The sequence below is a fragment of the Microbulbifer harenosus genome (assembly GCF_005771435.1).
Lineage (GTDB): Bacteria > Pseudomonadota > Gammaproteobacteria > Pseudomonadales > Cellvibrionaceae > Microbulbifer > Microbulbifer harenosus.
Window position 1 is genome coordinate 41,480 of the sequence record NZ_VANI01000019.1, and the last position, 19,585, is coordinate 61,064.

The following is a 19,585-nucleotide window of genomic DNA, read 5'->3' on the forward strand; positions in this document are numbered from 1 at the left end:
CAGCGCGCAGCCCCCGCAGTCACAAACTCACCGCGCCGGCGGTTGACAAACAAACAACGCTGGGGATAATGTCGCGTCCCAAACGGGCCCCCGGCCCGATTGTTCGAGTTATCAAGATCCAGACAGGAGCAACCGGTGGCCAACTCACCTCAAGCGAAGAAACGCGCGCGCCAGAATGACAAGCGCCGCAATCACAACGCCAGTCTGCGCTCCATGGTGCGCACCTACATCAAAAAGGTAGTTGCAGCCATCGATGCAGGTGACGCTGATAAAGCCAAAACCGCTTACGCGGCTGCTGTGCCGGTCATCGACCGCATGGCCGACAAAGGCATCATTCACAAGAACAAGGCAGCTCGCCATAAGAGCCGCCTGAACGCCCAGATCAAGAAGCTGGCCGCCTGAGCCAATTTCTGACTGAGCACAAAAAACCCCGCGATAGCGGGGTTTTTTATTGCCTCAATTTAGCGTAACGACCCTTCCGAGAAGGGCCCGCCACTCAGGGCTCCACGACCAACCCAGTCACAGCAGGATCAGATTGTCGCGATGGATCAACTCATCGTCGTCGCGATAGCCGAGCAACTCCACAATCCGCTCTGACGACTGACCGCAGATCCTGGACGCCTCACCACTGCCGTAATTCACCAGCCCGCGCGCGATCTCCTCGCCGCCGGCATTGACACAGCTCACCAGCTCGCCGCGATGAAAGCGCCCGTCAACACCCACCACGCCCACCGGCAGTAAACTCTTGCCCTGGTTGCGCAATGCGCGCTCCGCGCCGGCATCCAAATAGAGCTTGCCGCGCACCTGCAGCTGCCCAGCCAGCCAGCGCTTGCGCGCCGTCAGCGGGTCCGCCTCGGGCATCAACAATGTGCCCAGCGCCTCTCCCGCCGCCACACGCTCGATCACCGCCTCCGCACCACCGCCAACGATTACCGTGCGCGCACCGGAGCGCGCCGCCAGCTGAGCCGCGCGCACCTTGGTAGCCATGCCGCCACGGCCGAGGCCGCTGCGAGAGCCGCCCGCCATTGCCACCAGACGCGGGTCTGTGGCCACCGCTTCGCGCACCAGTTCTGCCGCCGGGTTGTCGCGCGGGTCCTCGGTAAACAAACCCTCTGCGTCGGTGAGAATCAGCAGCACATCCGCCTCCACCAGATTGGCCACCAGGGCCCCCAGAGTGTCGTTGTCGCCGAAGCGGATCTCATCGGTCACTACCGTGTCATTCTCATTGATGATCGGCACCGCACCCAGCGACAACAGGGTGCGCAGGGTGCTGCGGGCATTGAGATAACGGGTGCGGTTGGAGAGATCGTCATGATCCAGCAGGATCTGCGCCGTGCGGCAGTCGTACTGTCCAAACGCGTGCTCATACACCTGCACCAGATGGCTCTGCCCTACAGCGGCGGCGGCCTGCAGCTGGTGGATGGATTCGGGGCGTTTGCGCCAACCCAGGCGGTCCATGCCCGCCGCCACGGCACCGGAGGATACCAGCAGCACCTCAATACCCTGACGGCGCAGGGCACTGATCTGCCCCGCCCAGTTGTGGATCGCGGCGCGATTGACGCCGCGACCATTGTCGGTGAGCAGGGCGCTGCCAATTTTGATTACCCAGCGCTTGCTGGCGGAGAGTTGCTGACGCGACGAAGTGGAGTCCATTTATTCCTCATATCAGGACACGCCCCTGCAGGCCATCCCTGAGTCGGGACAATCCTCTGGAAGGGCAGAAAACTTAGCGACGATATTCTATATCTACGTCGTAGTCATCGTCGTCCCAATCTTCATCATCCTCGTCAGATTCTTCCAGCCCCATACGCTTCGCACGCTGCGCCAGACGCACCTCCTCGATGCGCTCACGCGCCTCGCGCTGCATCTGCCGCTGGGCTTCCTGTTCAGCCTCGAACAGATCACCATCCAGCTCTTCCCGCTGCTTCACATCCTCGAGGTAATCCATCAGCTGCCCAGAGAGCACATCGGTGCCCTCACCGCGAATCGCGGCGACACGGAATACCGGCCCCTGCCAGCCAAGGGCGCTGACGATGGCCTGGCAGCGTTCATCCAGCTCGGCAGCCGGCACCAGATCGGTCTTGTTCAGCACCAGCCAGCGCTCGCGCCCGGCCAGTGTCGGACTGAAGGATTCCAGCTCGCGCTCGATGGCGAGCGCATTCTGCACGGGGTCGGAGCCGTCGAACGGCGCCAGATCCACCAGGTGCAGCAGCACGCGACAGCGGGTCAGATGCTTGAGAAAGCGGATACCCAGCCCCGCACCCTCGGAGGCACCCTCGATCAGACCGGGGATATCGGCAATCACGAAGCTGCGGTATTTCTGCACCTTCACCACCCCCAGGTTCGGCACCAGGGTGGTAAACGGATAATTCGCCACCTTCGGTTTCGCCGCAGACACGGCGCGAATAAAGGTGGACTTGCCCGCATTCGGCAGACCGAGCATGCCCACATCCGCCAGCACCTTGAGTTCCAGCTTCAGATTGCGGAACTCGCCCGGGTAGCCCGGCGTGGTCTGACGGGGCGCGCGGTTGGTACTGGACTTGAAACGGGTGTTGCCAATGCCGTGGAAGCCACCCTGGGCCACCAGCAGCCGCTGCCCCGGCTCCAACAGGTCGCCCAGTGTCTCGCCGGTATCCACGTCGATGGCGGTAGTACCCACGGGCACCTTCAGTATCAGATCTTCACCCTTGGCGCCGGTGCAGTTGCGGCCGCGTCCAGGCTCACCGTTCTCCGCCTGATGGTTGGGCTGGAAGCGGTAGTCCACCAGGGTATTCAAAGATTCGTCGGCCTCCAGATAGACGGAGCCGCCGTCGCCGCCGTCGCCGCCATCGGGGCCGCCCTTGGCAATGAATTTCTCACGCCAGAAGCTGCAACACCCTTTACCGCCGTTGCCGGCCTGCACCTTGATCGGTGCCTCATCTACAAATTTCATGACTCTACTTACCGGTTACCCGGTCTTCAGTGTAATTTGCCCGGGATCAATACAAAAAAGTGGGCAAGATACAAAAAAGCCCCGCAATTGCGGGGCTTTTTATCGGGCGCTGTGACCGCTTAGGCAGTTTCGATAGAAACAAACTTCCGGTTATTCGCACCTTTCACCTCAAACTTCACCACGCCATCGGCGGTAGCGAACAGGGTGTGATCTTTGCCCATACCAACATTCACACCAGCGTGGAACTTGGTACCGCGCTGACGCACGATGATGCTGCCTGCGGAGACAGCTTGACCGCCAAAGCGCTTCACGCCCAGGCGTTTACTTTCGGAATCGCGACCGTTGCGCGTACTACCGCCAGCTTTCTTGTGTGCCATGAGTCGTTACTCCTCTGCTTATGCCTTGATGCCAGTGATCTTAACTTCGGTGTACCACTGACGGTGACCTTGACGCTTCATGGAGTGCTTACGACGACGGAACTTGATGATTTTCACCTTGTCGCCGCGGCCGTGGCTCAGCACTTCTGCAGTCACCTTGGCACCTTCCACTACAGGCGCACCGATGTTGATGGCGTCGCCGTTTACTACCATCAGAACCTTGTCAAAATCGACAGATTCACCGGTAGCAGCTTCAATTTTTTCCAGGCGCAGAACTTCGCCTTCTACAACACGGTGTTGTTTGCCACCGCTTTCAATAACTGCGTACATATTTCTATGCTCCAACAAAATGGACGACACGAAGCAGCGACAGGGTCTAATCACCAACAATCGGTGACCACTCAGCCAGCATTTTGGGAGCTTGCGCCGTGTGTTTAAAACGTCTTCCCGGCCCAGAGGTCACCCCATGAACTAACATGACAGGCGAACCCGGTGCGAGCGGGGCGCAGATTCTAATCAATTAGGCCGCACGGCACAATAGCGCGCTTTTCGGGCAACAGCCTGCCCGCGCCTTTCCGCCCGCGTCCAAAACCGCTAGTCTTGCCGCCGACAGAATACCAAAGCGATGTATAAGGAACCCGCATGTTGCCTTTCCACCAGGTAGCCGCCGACGATTTTGCGGCGGTCAATCAGACCATCATTGATCAACTGCACTCAGACGTTCCCCTGGTGGAAAACATTGGCCACTATCTGGTTGAGGCCGGCGGCAAGCGCCTGCGCCCGCTGCTGGTGCTGCTGTGCGCCCGTGCGGCGGGCTACCGGGGCGAGGATCATATCCCGCTGGCGGCGATTATTGAGTTCATCCACACGGCGACGCTGCTGCATGACGATGTGGTGGACACCTCGGACATGCGCCGCGGCCGCATCACCGCCAACGCCCAGTGGGGCAATGCGCCGGCGGTGCTGGTGGGCGACTTCCTTTACTCCCGCGCCTTCCAGATGATGGTGGCACTGAAGGACATGGACATCATGGCGATCCTGTCTGACACCACCAACACCATTGCCGAGGGCGAGGTGCAGCAGCTGGTGAATGCGGGCGATCCTGCGGTCACCGAAGCCAATTACCTGAACGTTATCCATAAGAAGACCGGCGCGCTGTTCGAAGCGGCCTGTGAAACCGCAGCGGTTCTGGCCGGCTGCAGCGCGGATGAGCGCGAATCCCTGAAGCTCTACGGTCGCCATCTGGGCTCTGCCTTCCAGCTGGTGGACGATGCACTGGATTACCGCGGTAATTCGGAAGAGCTCGGTAAGAATGTGGGCGACGACCTGGCCGAAGGCAAGCCGACCCTGCCGCTGATTTACGCGATGGCGAATGGCACTGAAGAACAGGCAGCTTTAGTGCGGGAGGCAATTGAACAGAAATCCGCGGATAAACTTCCTGAGATTGTTGCGACTATCGAGTCTTGTGGTGCGCTGGATTACACCTTTGATCGCGCCAGAAAAGAAGTCGAACTCGCCCTGGAGAAACTGGAGTTTTTGCCGGACGGGGAGCACAAGACTGCGCTTCGACAGTTAGCGGAATTTTCGATTCAGCGGACCACTTAACAAAAAGCCCCGGAGTATCTTCGGGGCTTTTTGTTTGCGGCTCTGAAGCTGGCGTGGAGGCGGCTGATAGACTTTTGAAGCGTGGTTCTAAATCAGGTCCGCTGGCGGCGCGGCACCGGGTGCGGGTTTTCCGGACCGCTGTGAACCCATCCCTGGGCGCTGCGGCGCAAACATCCTGTTTGCGACGCTCCTGAAAACCCGCACCCGGCACCCCGCCTTCGCATCGCACTTTTGAACTTCGACTCTATTGCCAAAAACGAAGTCGAAAATTCAAAGCTAAGGCCCTGCTACCGGGTACTGCCTTGCGAGACCTTCTAAAACAGGGATGTTTTAGAAGAGCCCCCATGGATGGGTTCACGGCGTGTCTCGCAAGGCAGTACCCGGTAGCAGGGCCGCCATTGAACTCCACTACGAAGTGCAACAGTGCCCACAACGAAGTAAAAAACTATCCGCGAATCAGAACCAGCAACTCTTCGGTCTTGGCCTTCATCAACGCCTCATCCCCACGGGACTCGACATTCAAACGCACAACCGGCTCAGTGTTGGACATGCGCAGGTTGAAACGCCAATCGTCAAAGGCAACGCTCAGACCATCCACATGCTCGACGCTGTTGGCACCGGCCGCGTACTTCTCTTCCGCCGCCTGCAACAGGGCTTTCGGGTCGGCGACCTTGGAATTGATCTCACCACTGCACGGGAAGGCTTTCATGCGCTCGCCCACCAGCTGCGACAAAGGTTTGCCACTGCGGCTCACCAGCTCCGCCACCAGTAGCCACGGAATCATACCGCTGTCGCAGTAGGCGAAATCACGGAAGTAATGGTGCGCACTCATCTCGCCGCCGTAAATGGCGTCTTCCTTGCGCATACGCTCCTTGATAAAGGCGTGGCCGGTTTTGCTCTGCACCGGCTCGCCGCCCGCCGCTTTCACGATATCCTCGGTATTCCAGGTCAGGCGCGGGTCGTGTACCACCTTGGCACCCGGGTGCTTGGCCAGGAAGGCTTCCGCCAACAGGCCGACGACGTAATAGCCCTCGATGAATTCACCGCGCTCATCGAAGAAGAAACAGCGATCGAAGTCACCGTCCCAGGCAATACCGAAATCCGCACCACTCTCGCGTACGGCAGTAGCGGTGGACTCGCGGTTTTCCGGCAGGATCGGGTTGGGAATGCCATTGGGGAAGGTGCCATCGGGCTCGTGGTGCACGCGCACGAATTCAAACGGCAGGTGCGGAGCCAGGGCATCCACCACCGCACCGGCGCCACCGTTGCCCGCGTTAACCACCAGTTTCAGCGGTTTCAGTGTGGAAACGTCGACGTAACCCAACAGATGTTTTACGAAATCGTCGCGGTGCGCAAAGGTGTGCAACTCACCACGCTTTTCCACTGCGGGGAAATTGTTGTCTTCCGCGAGCTTTTTAATGTCCAGCAGGCCAGTGTCACCACTGATCGGGCGGGAGCCTGCACGCACGAATTTCATGCCGTTGTAGTCCATGGGGTTGTGACTCGCGGTAACGCAGATTCCGCCATCGAAGTCGCCATGGAAGGTGGAGAAATAGATTTCCTCGGTACCGCATTCGCCGATGTGATAAACATCGGCCCCGGCGTCGCGCAGGCCGTTGGCCAGGGCGTCGGTCAGCTCGCCACTGGTGAGGCGGATATCGTGCCCCACCACCACGCGGCGCGCCCCCAGAAACTGGGCGAAGGCGCGACCTACACGGTAGGCCACATCGGTGTTCAGCTCGTCCGGCACGCGGCCGCGCAGATCGTACGCTTTAAAACAGGTCAATTCAGACATTTCAGCCCTTTCCCCCCGGTAAATACATTGTTTTGTAGACGTGATTGGTGGCTTCGATAAAGCCGTCGACGGAGCCGCAATCGAAGCGGCGTCCCTTGAATTTATACGCGAGAACACAACCGCGCTGCGCCTGCGTCAGCAGCGCATCGGTGATCTGCACCTCACCGTTTTTCCCCGGCGGGGTCTCGCGGATCAATTCAAAAATATCTGGCGTGAGAATGTAGCGGCCGATGATGGCCATATTGCTCGGCGCGTCTTCCGCCGCCGGTTTTTCCACCATGTCGGTGACTTGATAGAGGTCCGGTTTGATTTCGTTGCCGGCAATAACACCGAACTTGTGAATCTGGTCCGCTGGCACTTCCTCTACCGCGACAATGCTGCAGCGGAATTGCTTGTACAGTAGCACCATCTGCTCGAGTACACCGGGACCATCATTGAGGCAAAGGTCGTCTGCCAGCACCACGGCGAAGGCTTCGTCGCCGATGAGGCGCTGCCCCTGCAAAATGGCGTCGCCGAGACCGCGCATCTCGCCCTGGCGAGTGTAAGAAAAGCTGGCGCGGTCGATTACCTTGCGCACGCTGTCGAGGTAGCGCTCTTTGCCCGTGCCGGCGATCTGATGCTCAAGCTCGAAGTTGGTATCGAAATGGTCTTCAATGGCGCGCTTGCCGCGCCCGGTGACAAAGCCGATTTCAGTCAGGCCCGCCTCAATGGCCTCTTCCACGCCGTATTGCACCAGAGGTTTGTTGACCAGCGGCAACATCTCCTTGGGCATGGCCTTGGTCGCCGGCAGGAAGCGGGTTCCGTAACCGGCCACGGGAAAAAGACATTTTTTGAGCATCACACCCTCGCTGAAATTCTTCCACCAGCGCTCTCCTGCGCCGAGTGGCCGCAAGTTATCACAAAACCATGATAATGATCAGGCAAGAATCAGACCGCCCATGACCCGGGGCAAACTGGCAAGATGTCCGGAGTTTCCCGCCACAAGCCGCGGGTCAAGGGCTATTTGAGACAGTTCCGGTCACAAAAAGGGTTATGACCGACTGGACAAGCTATCCTTAGCCCTTAGAATGCCGGCTCGTGTAAAGAATGCCCAAAATCGGGGACCCAATGAGTAATTTCGTTCAAAAAAGCAGCTACACCCGCGAAGAGCTCCTGGCCTGCAGCCGCGGAGAAATGTTCGGCCCGGGCAACGCCCAGCTGCCCGCCCCCAATATGCTGATGCTCGACCGCATCACCCATGTCTCCAAAGACGGCGGTGAATTTGGCAAAGGCGAGCTGATTGCCGAGCTGGATATCACCCCCGACCTGTGGTTCTTTGACTGCCATTTCCCCGGTGACCCGGTCATGCCCGGCTGCCTCGGCCTGGATGCCATGTGGCAGCTTCTGGGGTATTTTCTCGCGTGGAAAGGCAACCCCGGTCGCGGCCGCGCCCTCGGCTGCGGCGAAGTGAAATTCACCGGCCAGATCCTACCGACCAATAAGAAGGTTACTTACCATATTCAGATGAGCCGGCTGGTGGAACGCAAGCTGGTGATGGGCATCGGCAATGGCTCCGTGTCTGTCGACGGGCGCGAAATCTACACTGCCACGGATCTGCGTGTCGGCCTGTTTACCCGCACAGACAACTTTTGATCTGTCGGTCTGTCACACAAAACAATAACAATTCACACAACAAGTTTTATTGGAGATCACTATGCGCCGGGTAGTCATTACCGGAATGGGCATCACTTCCTGCATCGGTAACAATACGCAGGAAGTGCTGGCCTCCCTGAAGGCCGGCCGCAGCGGCATCCGCTTTATGGACGAATACGCCGAGCTGGGTCTGCGCAGCCAGGTCGCCGGTGTGGTCGACATCGATTTCAAGGAATACATCGACCGCAAGCACCTGCGTTTCATGGGCGACTCCGCCGCCTATGCGTACATCGCCATGGCCGAGGCCATTGGCATGGCGGGCCTGGAAGAGTCCGACATTTCGAATCCCCGCACCGGCCTGGTGATGGGTTCCGGTGGTACGTCCACCGCGGCCATCATCGAGTCCGCCGAGATCACCAAGACCCGAGGTGTACGTAAAGTCGGCGCCTTCCGTGTGCCACAGGTCATGGGCAGCACGGTATCCGCGTGTCTCGCCACTCCCTTCAAGATCAAAGGCGTGAACTACTCCATCTCCTCTGCCTGTGCCACCTCCGCGCACTGTATTGGCAACGGCGCAGAGTTGATCCAGATGGGCAAGCAGGACATCGTGTTTGCCGGCGGCGGTGAGGAACTGGCCTGGAGCCTGACCCATCTGTTCGACGCCATGGGCGCGCTGTCGTCCAAATACAACGACACCCCCACCAAGGCCTCCCGCCCCTACGACGCCAACCGCGACGGCTTCGTGATCGCCGGCGGTGGCGGTTGTGTGGTGTTGGAAGAATATGAACACGCAAAAGCCCGCGGCGCCAACATCATCGCCGAGCTGGTGGGCTATGGCGCCACCTCCGACGGCTACGACATGGTCGCCCCTAGCGGCGAGGGTGCGGCGCGCTGCATGCAGCAGGCGCTGGCCGGCATGGACGGCAAGGGCCTGGAAGGCGGCGTGGATTACATCAACACCCACGGCACCTCCACCCCGGTGGGCGACGTAGCCGAGCTGCGCGCGATGAAAGAAGTGTTTGGCGATAAGGTGCCGGCATTCGCCTCCACCAAGTCCCTCACCGGTCACTCCCTGGGTGCCGCCGGTGTGCAGGAAGCCATTTACTCCCTGCTGATGATGCAGAACGGCTTTATCGCCGCCTCCGCCAATGTGGAGACGCTGGACGAAGCGGCGGCGGGCCTCGACCTGGTTACCGAGCTGCGCGAGACCCAGATCCGCCGGGCGCTGTCCAACAGCTTCGGCTTCGGCGGCACCAACGCCAGTCTGATCTTCGACAAGATCTGACCTCGGGCTTTCCGCCAAACAAAAAGGGCGAGCCGCGCAGCGGCTCGCCCTTTTTGTTGTTGATCCAGCACCCTGATCAACGTCGCAGTCAGCTTTCCGCTTTCTGCAGCCGCTCCAGCCACAGCTCCACCTGACGGGTCAGCCCCTGACGCCAGCTGCGCTGCTGGATACCAAACACGTCGCGCAGCCGCTCACAGCTCAGCACCGAGGAACGGTCCTCCGGCGCGGGCTCAACCGGCCGCAAATCCGCGGCGTAATCCTCGCCATACAGGGAGCGCACCCGGTCGACCACTTCACGGCCAAATTCCATGGCACTGCAGTTGTCCGCCGCGCCGTAGTGGTAAATGCCGGACTTCGGCGCGCCGCTCGCCAACTGCTGGGCCATGGCAACAGCCACCCGCACCAGGTCCGCCACCGTGACTGGATTGCCGCGGCTCACGTCGTCAAGCGTAACCGGCTTGTGATTCAGCAGGCCGCGGATGACCCGCGCCAGCAACGCACGCTCGCTGCGGTCCACCTGCCAGCCGAGACGCAGGATGCTGACACCGTATTCGGCCGGGCTGCTTCCGGTAAGAATCCGCTCACAGTCCAGCCAGTGCCGCCCGATTTCCGAGCTGGGCTCTGGCGCGGTTTCCTCGTCGATTTTCCGGCTGCGGGCGCGCCCGAATACCCCGTAGGAGGACAGGTGCAGCAACGCCGCACAGGGCTGGTTCCGCAGGGCCTCACACACCGCGCGGGCCTCGTGCATGCGCGCGCTGCCAGCACAGCTGGCGGCGTTGATCACAAGGCTACCCTCGCGAATACCGAGAGGTGCCGCCGCGATCTGCTCAAGCCCCAACAACTGCACCCGGAAACCTACCCTCTGCAACCCCTTCTGCAGGGGTCCGTCGATGGCATTGCCGGCACCGATAAGCACGGCGGTGTCAGGCTGATAACCCGTGTGATGCATGGAGGAGACGGCCCGCGTTAGAAGGGAATGTCGTCGTCGAAGCTGTTATCAAAGCCACCCATGGGTGCCTGGTTGCCGGCGGGGCGATTTTGCGGCTGGTTTGAAGAAGGATTGGACGGCGCCATGGGAGAAGGTGCGGAGCGGCCCTGAGCGTATTCGTCCTGGTAACCGCCCTGGTTATAATCGCCGCCCTGCTGCTGGTAGCCACCGCCCTGGCCGCCCTGCTGCTGATAGCCGCCGCTCTGCTCACCGCGGCCGTCGAGCATCTGCATTTCGCTGGCGACGATTTCGGTGGTGTAGCGGTCCTGACCGGTCTGCTTGTCCTGCCACTTGCGCGTGCGCAGAGAACCCTCAAGGTAGACCTTGCTGCCTTTGCGCAGGTACTCGCCGGCAATCTCTGCCAGACGATTGAAGAACACCACACGGTGCCACTCGGTGCGCTCCTGCTGCTGGCCGGTCTGCTTGTCTTTCCAGGTTTCAGACGTCGCCAGGGTGACATTGGTAACGGCGCCGCCGCTGGGCAGATAGCGGGTTTCCGGGTCGCCGCCCAGATTGCCAATCAGAATCACTTTATTAACGCCCCTGGCCATAAGCCTCTCCTCTCAGTGTGCCCTCTGGCGGGCCCATTTCATTGTTCAAAGGTTCAGAGTTCAAAAATTCAGATTCGGGAAACCGGCGCCGCGGTCCATGATCCGCCAGCTGCCGGCCTCGCCAACAGTGTATTTTTATCCAGCAGCATACAACACTCGGGCGGGGGCCGTCACCGCTACCCGGGCGAGCCGGCGCCAGCGGAAAAAGATCCTTCTCAGCGGCCTGCAAGGGGTACGCGGGTGCCGCGCATCTGCCACCAGGCGATGGACCACAGCAGCAGAACTCCCAGCGCGAGGGTGGCCACAGCCCCGGCACCGCCCTGGCCGTACACTACCCCGCCGAGGCTGCCACCGGCAAAGGCACCGAGAAACTGCAGGGTCGCATAGAGACCGGTGGCGGCACCGCGGCACTCCGCCGGCGCCACCCGGGTCAGCTGCGCAGGCAGCAATGCCTCCAGTAGATTAAAAGCGAGGAAGAATACCCCAAGGCACAACACTATCCAGTTACCCCGCACCTCCGGCATCAGCGCCACCCCGCCGAACACCAACCCAAGCAGGGCCAGGCGCATGGCACCGGGAACCTGTTGGCGTTTTTCTGCCGCGCGCATCAGCGGCAGCATCAGTACAAAGGCGCCCAGCATCAGCGGGCCATAAAGTTTCCAGTGCTGGTCGCTGGCCAGGTGCAACTGATCCACCAGCAGGTGCGGAAGCGGCACGAACATCATGGTCAGCAGCAGGTGCAGGAAAAACACTCCACTCACCAGCCGCCACACATCCCCCTGTCGCAACAGCCGGGAGAAATCCCCCTGGCGCGGGCCGCGCGGGGCCAGTTGTTGCGGATTAGGCACCAGCCGCCACACCAGCAGCATGCCCACCAGCGCCAGTAGCGCGGTGAGCCAGAATATGGCCGAAAGACCACCGAGGCCCGCCACCAGCGGCCCCAGCACCACTGCAAGCACAAACGCCACGCCGATGGAGGCGCCAATCACCGCCATCGCCTTGCCGCGGTTTTCGTCCCGGGTCAGGTCCGCCGCCAGTGCCATAGTGGCCGCGGCGATAGCGCCAGCGCCCTGCAGTATGCGTCCGGCAATCAGCCCGTATACCGAGTCCGTCAGTGCCGCCACCACACTCCCCATGGCAAATACCGCCAGCCCGAGAAAAATCACCGGCTTGCGCCCCCAGCGGTCGCTCAGCATTCCCAGGGGGATCTGCAGCAGCGCCTGGCTCAGGCCGTAGGCGCCCAGCGCCAGCCCCAGCAGCGCGGGAGTACTGCCGCGGTAGTCGGCGCCGTACAGAGACAGCACCGGCAGCACCATAAACAGGCCCAGCATGCGGAAGACATAGAGGGAGGCGAGGCCGGCGAGTGCGCGGCGTTCAGTGGAATTCATGCAGAGGTTCCGGACACGGCAAAAAACGGGGCGCATTGTAGCAGCCACAGCAGCGGAGATAGGACTCCCCGCTGCCTAACGAGCGGATAGCGCAGATTTATCGACGCAATCCCGCCGTTTGCGCCCTCACTCTCTCCCGTATTTGTCTTCGAGACGGACGATATCGTCCTCGCCGAGGTAGCTGCCGGACTGCACCTCAATCAACTCCAGGGGGATACTGCCGGGATTTTCCAGGCGGTGGACCACGCCGAGGGGAATGAAGGTGGATTCGTTCTCGGTCAGCAGCAGTTGATCGTCCCCGCGGGTCACCCTGGCCGTGCCGCGCACCACAATCCAGTGCTCGGCGCGGTGATGGTGCATCTGCAGGGACAACTGGCAACCGGGTTTGACCACGATGCGCTTCACCTGAAAGCGCGGACCGGCGTCGATGGAATCGTAGTAACCCCAGGGGCGGAACACCTTGCGGTGATTTTCCGCTTCACTGCGCTCGTTCTGCTTGAGCCGCTGCACCAGTTTTTTCACGTCCTGCACGCGGCTCTTGTGCGCCACCATCAGGGCGTCATCGGTGTCTACCACCACCAGGTCCTGCACGCCGAGGATGCCCACAAGGCGATCGGCACCGTGCACCAGGCAACCACGGGAATCCTCTGCCAGTACGTCGCCGCGCAGCAGGTTGTCGTTCGCATCCCGCTCAGCCAGCTCCCACAGCGCGGACCAGGAACCCACATCGCTCCAGCCCGCCTGCATCGGTACTACGGCGGCGGATTCGGTTTTCTCCATTACCGCGTAGTCCACGGAATCGGACGGACAGCGGCGGAAGGCATCTGCATCAACGCGGGTAAAATCCAGGTCGCGCGCGGCGCCGGCCAGTGCGGCGCGGCAGGCGTCAAGTATTGCGGGATTTTGCTGGGCCAGCTCCTCGATATAGCGCGAGGCGCGAAACAGGAACATACCGCTGTTCCAGTTGTAGTCGCCGTTGGCGAGGTATTTTTCGGCGGTGGCGAGATCGGGCTTCTCCACAAACTCCGCCACCTTCCAGCCGCCGGCCAGCGCGTCGCCGCTGCGGATGTAGCCGTAGCCGGTCTCGGCGCAGGTGGGCACGATGCCGAAGGTGACCAGCAGGCCATCTTCCGCCAGCTTCTTCGCCGCACTTACCGACTGCTGAAAAGCCGCGGTATCCGCCACCACGTGATCTGCCGGCAGCACCAGCAACAGCGGGTCCTGCCCCTGCTCCACCGCGCGAAGTGCCGCCAGCGCGATGGCCGGGGCGGTATTGCGGGCACAGGGCTCCAGCAAAATCGACTGGGCCGCGCGCCCCACTTCCTGCAATTGCTCGGCCGCGGCAAAGCGGTGGGATTCGTTGCACACCAGGATCGGCGCTTCCACTTCTGGCAGTCCGTCGAGTCGCAAGGCCGTGGCCTGGAGCATGGTCTGACTGCCGGCGAGAGCGAGAAATTGCTTGGGGTAGGCATCCCGGGAAAGCGGCCACAGACGCGAACCGGTACCGCCGCAGAGAATGACGGGGATCATGATTTCCGTATCCACACAGGGTTATTCAATGGAAAAGAGCGCGGCAGGCATTTTGGCACAATCGCCCGCCGGATTATACTTGACCGTTTCCTTCCGCCCGGTTCTTACCCCCGGGCGCCCTCATAGCAGCAAAGCAAATACAGGACGCCGAGTGGACACGATTTACGTCAGAGGTGCGCGCACCCACAACCTGAAGAATATCGACCTGGATATTCCCCGCGACAAGCTGATCGTGATTACCGGCCTCTCTGGCTCTGGTAAGTCCTCACTCGCGTTCGACACCCTCTATGCTGAAGGCCAGCGTCGCTACGTAGAGTCTCTCTCCACCTATGCGCGCCAGTTTCTGTCGATGATGGAAAAGCCGGATGTGGATACGGTGGAGGGGCTGTCGCCGGCCATCTCCATCGAGCAGAAATCCACCTCCCACAACCCGCGCTCCACCGTGGGCACCATTACCGAGATCTACGATTACCTGCGCCTGCTCTTCGCCCGCGTGGGCGAACCGCGCTGCCCGGAGCACCACATACCGCTGCAGGCACAGACCGTCAGCCAGATGGTGGACCAGGTGCTGGCGCTGCCCGAGGGCTCCAGAATCATGCTGCTGGCGCCGGTGGTGCGCGACCGCAAGGGAGAACACCTGCATGTGTTCGAGCAATTGCGCAGGGACGGCTTTGTGCGCGCACGCATCAACGGCACCGTGTGCGACCTCGACGACACGCCGAAACTGGACAAGCGCAAGAAACACTCGGTGGAAGTGGTCGTGGACCGCTTCAAGGTGCGCGACGACCTGCAGTTGCGCTTGGCGGAGTCCTTCGAGACCGCACTCAACCTGACCGACGGTATCGCCTCTATCAGTTTCATGGACGGCGACCGCGACGACCACCTGTTCTCTGCCCGTCACGCCTGCCCGGTGTGTGATTACTCACTGGACGAGCTGGAGCCGCGCCTGTTCTCCTTCAACAACCCGGCAGGCGCCTGCCCCGGTTGCGACGGCCTCGGTGTAAAACAGTTCTTCGACGAGGACAAGGTGATCCTGGATCCGGAGAGCAGCATCTCCGAGGGCGCCATCCGCGGCTGGGACCGGCGCAACATTTACTACTATCACATGCTCACCTCGCTGGCGGAGCACTACGGTTTCGATGTCGACAAGCCGTGGCTGAAGCTGCGCAAGAAAGACCGGGAAGCGGTCCTGCACGGCAGCGGCGATACGCCCATCGACTTCAGCTACGTCAACGAGCGCGGCGACGTCACCATCCGCCGCCACACCTTCGAGGGCATCATCCCCAATTTCCAGCGCCGCTACCGCGACACCGAATCCCAGAGCGTGCGCGAGGAGTTGGCAAAATACCTGAGCACTCAAAAGTGCCCGGAGTGTGAGGGCACACGTTTGCGGCGCGAAGCGCGCAACGTGTTCGTAGACAACCGCACTCTGGCGCAGATCACGGAACTGCCGGTGGGCGATGCCTTCGACTACTTCGCCAACCAGCTGAAGTTCAAAGGCGCCCAGAAAGAGATCGCCGACAAGATCTTAAAGGAGCTGCGCGACCGCTTCCGCTTTCTGGTGGATGTGGGCCTCAACTACCTCACCCTGAACCGTAGCGCCGAAACCCTGTCCGGCGGCGAGGCCCAGCGCATCCGCCTGGCGAGCCAGATAGGCGCCGGTCTCGTCGGTGTTATGTACATTCTCGACGAACCCTCCATCGGCCTGCACCAGCGCGACAATGAGCGATTGCTGAATACCCTCACCCACCTGCGGGATATCGGCAACACGGTCATTGTGGTGGAACACGATGAGGACGCGATCCGCGCGGCGGACTTCCTGATCGACATCGGGCCCGGCGCCGGTGTGCACGGCGGTGAAGTGGTTGCTGCGGGCACCCACGAACAGGTAGCCAGTTGCGAGCGCTCACTTACCGGGCAATACCTGTCAGGCAAGAAACAGATCGCCATACCTGCGAAGCGCGTCAAAGCCAGCGACAAGCTCCTGCGTATCGAGGGTGCCAGCGGCAACAACCTGAAAAGTGTCGACCTGGAAATTCCCGTTGGTCTATTCACCTGTGTCACCGGTGTATCCGGCTCCGGTAAGTCCACCCTGATCAACACCACCCTGTACCCGCTCGCGGCCACTGCGCTCAACAAAGCCACCACGCTGAAGGCGTCGCCGCACAAGGCCATCAGGGGGCTCGAGCATTTCGACAAGTGCGTCGACATCGACCAGAGCCCGATCGGCCGCACCCCGCGCTCCAACCCCGCCACCTACACCGGCATTTTCACCCCTATCCGCGAGCTGTTCTCCGGCACCCAGGAGGCCCGCTCCCGCGGTTACAAACCCGGGCGCTTCAGTTTCAACGTAAAGGGCGGCCGCTGCGAGGCCTGTCAGGGCGATGGCGTGATCAAGGTGGAGATGCACTTCCTGCCGGACATCTACGTGCCCTGCGACACCTGCAAGGGCAAGCGTTACAACCGCGAAACCTTAGAGGTGCAGTACAAGGGCAAGAGCATCCATGAAGTACTGGAAATGACCGTGGAGGACGCGCGGGAATTTTTCGACCCGGTGCCGGCCATCGCCAAGAAGCTGCAGACGCTGATGGATGTGGGGTTGTCCTACATCAAACTCGGCCAGGCGGCGACCACCCTGTCCGGCGGTGAGGCGCAGCGGGTGAAGCTGTCGCGCGAACTGTCCAAGCGCGACACTGGCCAGACCCTGTATATTCTCGACGAACCCACCACCGGCCTGCACTTCGCGGATATCCAGTTACTGTTGGATGTACTGCACCGCCTGCGCGACCACGGCAATACCATCGTGGTGATCGAACACAATCTGGACGTGATCAAGACCGCCGACTGGATCGTGGATCTCGGCCCCGAGGGCGGCTCTGGCGGTGGTGAGATCATCGCCGCGGGAACTCCGGAACAGGTGGCAAAAATCAAAGCCTCCCACACCGGACGCTTCCTGAAACCGATGTTGAAGGTCAAATGAATACGCAGCCCGATCACGGATGATGGTCGGGCTGCTCCACTGCTTCAGGGAGAGCGAAAGGTGGTGAAATGACAACCGTCGACATCAACTGCGATCTGGGCGAAGGCAACACTGCGGCGGATTGCACCCGCGACGCTCTGCTCATGCCATTTATTTCCCGCTGCAATATTGCCTGCGGAGGTCACGCCGGCAACGACGATACCATGGCATTGTCCATAGACAACGCCATGGCCAACGGCCTCGCCATCGGTGCCCACCCAAGCTATCCGGATCGGGACAACTTCGGCCGCCACTCGCTCGCCATCGCCAGGCCACAATTGCTCGATGCGGTCGCCGCGCAGATTGAGCGACTCTCCACCATTGCCGCACATCGCCATGCAACACTGGACCATATAAAACTGCACGGCGCCCTGTACAACGACGCCGAGGCCGACCCCGCACTCGCTATTTCCCTGCTGGAAATGCTCAAGAGCCGCTTCCCGACACTGAAAATTCTCGGGCTCGCCAATGCCGCCACGGAACAAGCCGCGCATACGGTTGGCATCCCCTTTCTTCGCGAAGGTTTTATGGACCGGCGCTATCTGAACAATCACCAGCTATCTCCCCGCAGCATGCAGGGTGCGGTGATTGACGATTTCACCCAGTGCCTGCAGCAGACTCTGGCACTGATTCGCGGCGAGACATTCCTGTCCATTCACGGCGAACCACTGCGCTTTACCGCGGACAGTATCTGCCTGCACGGCGACAATATCCACGCGCCAGAAATCGCCACTCGGCTGCATCGCGCGCTGCAGCGAGCCGGGGTGGACGTCCGCGCATGAGCCTTTCTTTCCAACTGATCCAGAACGGCGATTCCGCGCTGGATATCTGCTTCCAGGGAACACCCGGCGAGGCCTTGAGCAAGGTCATCATCGCCCTGCAACGGTTGCTGCAGCAGGAGATGGCGCTGGGGTGCTGGCCCGGTTTGCAGGAGCTGATTCCCGCCTACCAGTGCCTCACTATCGTGTACGATCCGGTGCAAATCACAGGGGGCGGGCCAACCTTTGGAGAACTGCATGCACAGCTGCAGGCGTTCATTGCGAAAACGCTGGCATCCAGCAGCTTCCCGGAAGCGCTGCTGCGGACACAGCCATCGGCATTGATCGAGATTCCAGTGTGCTATGCGGAGCCCTTCGCGATTGACATGGACGTGGTGTGCGCCCATACCGGACTCGCCCGCAACGAGGTCATTGCCCGCCACCACAAGCCCGAATATCTCGTGCATATGCTCGGCTTCAGCCCAGGTTTTCTGTATCTCGGCGGACTCGACCCCAGCATCAGCTGCCCGCGCAAGGAAAAGCCGGCGCTTCGAGTTGACGCGGGCTCCGTCGGCATTGGCGGCGCGCAGACCGGAATTTACCCGCAGGCGACCCCCGGGGGTTGGCAGATCATCGGCCGCACGCCGCTGCCGCTGTTTGATCCGCAGCAGGAGTATCCGTTTGTGGCACGGCCGCTGGACCGCATCCGCTTCGTGCCGATCAGTGTGCAGGAGTTCGAATCCATGACAAGGAATGCTGCGGTGGCCATGCACGCGGGAAGTGAGGAAATCTGATGCTGCGTATTCTCAAGCCCGGCCTGCAGACCAGCCTTCAGGATGGCGGGCGCATGGGTTGGATGCAGTACGGCATTGCCCGGGGCGGCGCTGCCGATCCCGTAGCGATGCGACTCGCCAACAGCCTGCTGCGCAATCCCGCCGGCCATCCCTGCCTGGAAGTCACCCTGACCGGCCCGGAACTCGAATTTACAGCTGACCTTTCCATTGCCATCTGCGGTGCGCGCTTCGCCCTGACCCACAACGGGTGCAGCGTTGACAACAATTGCGTAATACAGATCAGAAAAGGGGACGTGCTGCAGTTCGGGCCACTGCAGTCTGGTGCACGCGCTTACCTGGCGTTTGCCGCGGAACCGCAATTAGCCGCGGTATTTGACAGCTTCTCGACGTACCTGCAAGCAGGCTTTGGCGGTGTGCGCGGACGCTCGCTGCGCGCCGGTGACCAGATACCACTGCAGAATTGCCGGCGGGAAAAAAGCCGGCAACTGGCGGATGGATACCAACTGAAATATACGGGTCGCCCGCAACTGCGGGTAATTGATGGCGCCGAAGCGGGATTGTTTGCCCGCGATCAGCGTGAGCTTTTCTATCGCACGGCCTACCGCGTTTCACCGCAGAGTAACCGGATGGGAATTCGCTTGCAGGGTGACACGCTGAACACCGAAGGACTGCCGCAAATGACATCCTCGGGGCTTTGCCCGGGGACCGTACAGATACCACCGGATGGCCAACCCATCATTTCGTTTGTTGAAGGCCAGACAATTGGAGGCTACCCGCGTCTCGCCCATGTCATATCAGCAGACCAGCATCTGCTCGCGCAACTCAAGCCCCGCGATAAGCTCGACTTCCAGCGGGTCGATCTCGAAACGGCGGTGCGCATTTTGTGCGACAAAACCGCCCTGCTTGCACGACTCGATACACAGTCATAAGC

The 19,585-nt window shown here is 61.1% G+C and carries 18 protein-coding genes; 8 read left to right on the plus strand and 10 right to left on the minus strand.

What is annotated here, in order from left to right; genetic code table 11:
• Window positions 1-135 precede the first annotated feature (135 nt).
• Window positions 136-402 (plus strand): 30S ribosomal protein S20, encoded by a 267-nt coding sequence (rpsT, locus tag FDY93_RS16695; RefSeq protein WP_138236908.1) that lies wholly within the window; start codon window positions 136-138, stop codon window positions 400-402.
• 117 nt (window positions 403-519) lie between these two features.
• Here the strand turns inward: rpsT and proB are convergent, their stop codons facing one another.
• The 4 genes from proB to rplU form a co-directional block, all read right to left on the minus strand.
• Entirely contained in the window at window positions 520-1,653 is a 1,134-nt protein-coding gene (gene proB, locus FDY93_RS16700; protein WP_138236909.1) for a glutamate 5-kinase, read from the minus strand.
• Window positions 1,654-1,726: 73 nt separating this feature from the next.
• On the minus strand, window positions 1,727-2,932 hold the full coding sequence (gene cgtA, locus FDY93_RS16705; protein ID WP_138236910.1) for an Obg family GTPase CgtA: 1,206 nt from the start codon (window positions 2,930-2,932) through the stop codon (window positions 1,727-1,729).
• Window positions 2,933-3,051: 119 nt separating this feature from the next.
• Complete coding sequence (rpmA, locus tag FDY93_RS16710; protein ID WP_010132157.1) at window positions 3,052-3,309, minus strand: 50S ribosomal protein L27; 258 nt, start codon at window positions 3,307-3,309, stop codon at window positions 3,052-3,054.
• Window positions 3,310-3,327: 18 nt separating this feature from the next.
• Window positions 3,328-3,639 (minus strand): 50S ribosomal protein L21, encoded by a 312-nt coding sequence (rplU, locus tag FDY93_RS16715; RefSeq protein WP_138236911.1) that lies wholly within the window; start codon window positions 3,637-3,639, stop codon window positions 3,328-3,330.
• 312 nt (window positions 3,640-3,951) lie between these two features.
• Here rplU and ispB point away from each other — a divergent pair, with 312 nt between their 5' ends.
• Window positions 3,952-4,914 carry an octaprenyl diphosphate synthase gene (ispB, locus tag FDY93_RS16720; RefSeq protein WP_138236912.1) on the plus strand — a complete coding sequence of 321 codons (963 nt, stop codon included), beginning with the start codon at window positions 3,952-3,954 and terminating at the stop codon, window positions 4,912-4,914.
• A gap of 445 nt (window positions 4,915-5,359) precedes the next feature.
• Here the strand turns inward: ispB and FDY93_RS16725 are convergent, their stop codons facing one another.
• Both FDY93_RS16725 and galU read right to left on the minus strand, forming a co-directional pair.
• Window positions 5,360-6,709: a phosphohexomutase domain-containing protein gene (locus FDY93_RS16725; protein ID WP_138236913.1), complete on the minus strand. Its 1,350-nt coding sequence runs from the start codon at window positions 6,707-6,709 to the stop codon at window positions 5,360-5,362.
• A gap of 1 nt (window position 6,710) precedes the next feature.
• The gene (galU, locus tag FDY93_RS16730) at window positions 6,711-7,547 is read right to left on the minus strand and encodes a UTP--glucose-1-phosphate uridylyltransferase GalU (RefSeq protein ID WP_138236914.1); all 837 of its coding nucleotides are present in this window, start codon (window positions 7,545-7,547) and stop codon (window positions 6,711-6,713) included.
• A 269-nt stretch (window positions 7,548-7,816) separates the two neighbouring features.
• On the opposite strand from galU, the gene fabA reads away from it, so the two are divergent.
• Both fabA and fabB read left to right on the plus strand, forming a co-directional pair.
• Window positions 7,817-8,341, plus strand: a complete 525-nt coding sequence (gene fabA / locus FDY93_RS16735; RefSeq protein ID WP_138236915.1) for a 3-hydroxyacyl-[acyl-carrier-protein] dehydratase FabA — start codon at window positions 7,817-7,819, stop codon at window positions 8,339-8,341.
• A 61-nt stretch (window positions 8,342-8,402) separates the two neighbouring features.
• Window positions 8,403-9,626, plus strand: coding sequence for a beta-ketoacyl-ACP synthase I (fabB, locus tag FDY93_RS16740; protein WP_138236916.1), 1,224 nt, complete (start codon window positions 8,403-8,405; stop codon window positions 9,624-9,626).
• An 88-nt stretch (window positions 9,627-9,714) separates the two neighbouring features.
• Here the strand turns inward: fabB and FDY93_RS16745 are convergent, their stop codons facing one another.
• The 4 genes from FDY93_RS16745 to FDY93_RS16760 form a co-directional block, all read right to left on the minus strand.
• Window positions 9,715-10,575 (minus strand): sugar nucleotide-binding protein, encoded by an 861-nt coding sequence (locus tag FDY93_RS16745; RefSeq protein ID WP_138236917.1) that lies wholly within the window; start codon window positions 10,573-10,575, stop codon window positions 9,715-9,717.
• A gap of 17 nt (window positions 10,576-10,592) precedes the next feature.
• Window positions 10,593-11,165, minus strand: a complete 573-nt coding sequence (ssb, locus tag FDY93_RS16750; RefSeq protein WP_138236918.1) for a single-stranded DNA-binding protein — start codon at window positions 11,163-11,165, stop codon at window positions 10,593-10,595.
• A 215-nt stretch (window positions 11,166-11,380) separates the two neighbouring features.
• Entirely contained in the window at window positions 11,381-12,553 is a 1,173-nt protein-coding gene (locus FDY93_RS16755) for an MFS transporter (protein ID WP_138236919.1), read from the minus strand.
• 126 nt (window positions 12,554-12,679) lie between these two features.
• Window positions 12,680-14,083: a mannose-1-phosphate guanylyltransferase/mannose-6-phosphate isomerase gene (locus FDY93_RS16760; RefSeq protein WP_171019024.1), complete on the minus strand. Its 1,404-nt coding sequence runs from the start codon at window positions 14,081-14,083 to the stop codon at window positions 12,680-12,682.
• Window positions 14,084-14,234: 151 nt separating this feature from the next.
• Between FDY93_RS16760 and uvrA the strand changes: the two genes are divergently transcribed.
• The 4 genes from uvrA (at window position 14,235) to FDY93_RS16780 (ending at window position 19,583) form a co-directional block, all read left to right on the plus strand.
• Window positions 14,235-17,063, plus strand: coding sequence for an excinuclease ABC subunit UvrA (gene uvrA, locus FDY93_RS16765; protein WP_138236920.1), 2,829 nt, complete (start codon window positions 14,235-14,237; stop codon window positions 17,061-17,063).
• A gap of 68 nt (window positions 17,064-17,131) precedes the next feature.
• The gene (gene pxpA / locus FDY93_RS16770) at window positions 17,132-17,884 is read left to right on the plus strand and encodes a 5-oxoprolinase subunit PxpA (RefSeq protein WP_138236921.1); all 753 of its coding nucleotides are present in this window, start codon (window positions 17,132-17,134) and stop codon (window positions 17,882-17,884) included.
• Window positions 17,881-18,654, plus strand: a complete 774-nt coding sequence (gene pxpB, locus FDY93_RS16775; protein WP_138236922.1) for a 5-oxoprolinase subunit PxpB — start codon at window positions 17,881-17,883, stop codon at window positions 18,652-18,654. Before pxpA ends, pxpB begins: the two co-directional genes overlap by 4 nt.
• Window positions 18,654-19,583, plus strand: a complete 930-nt coding sequence (locus FDY93_RS16780) for a 5-oxoprolinase subunit C family protein (RefSeq protein WP_138236923.1) — start codon at window positions 18,654-18,656, stop codon at window positions 19,581-19,583. Before pxpB ends, FDY93_RS16780 begins: the two co-directional genes overlap by 1 nt.
• Window positions 19,584-19,585: the final 2 nt, after the last annotated feature.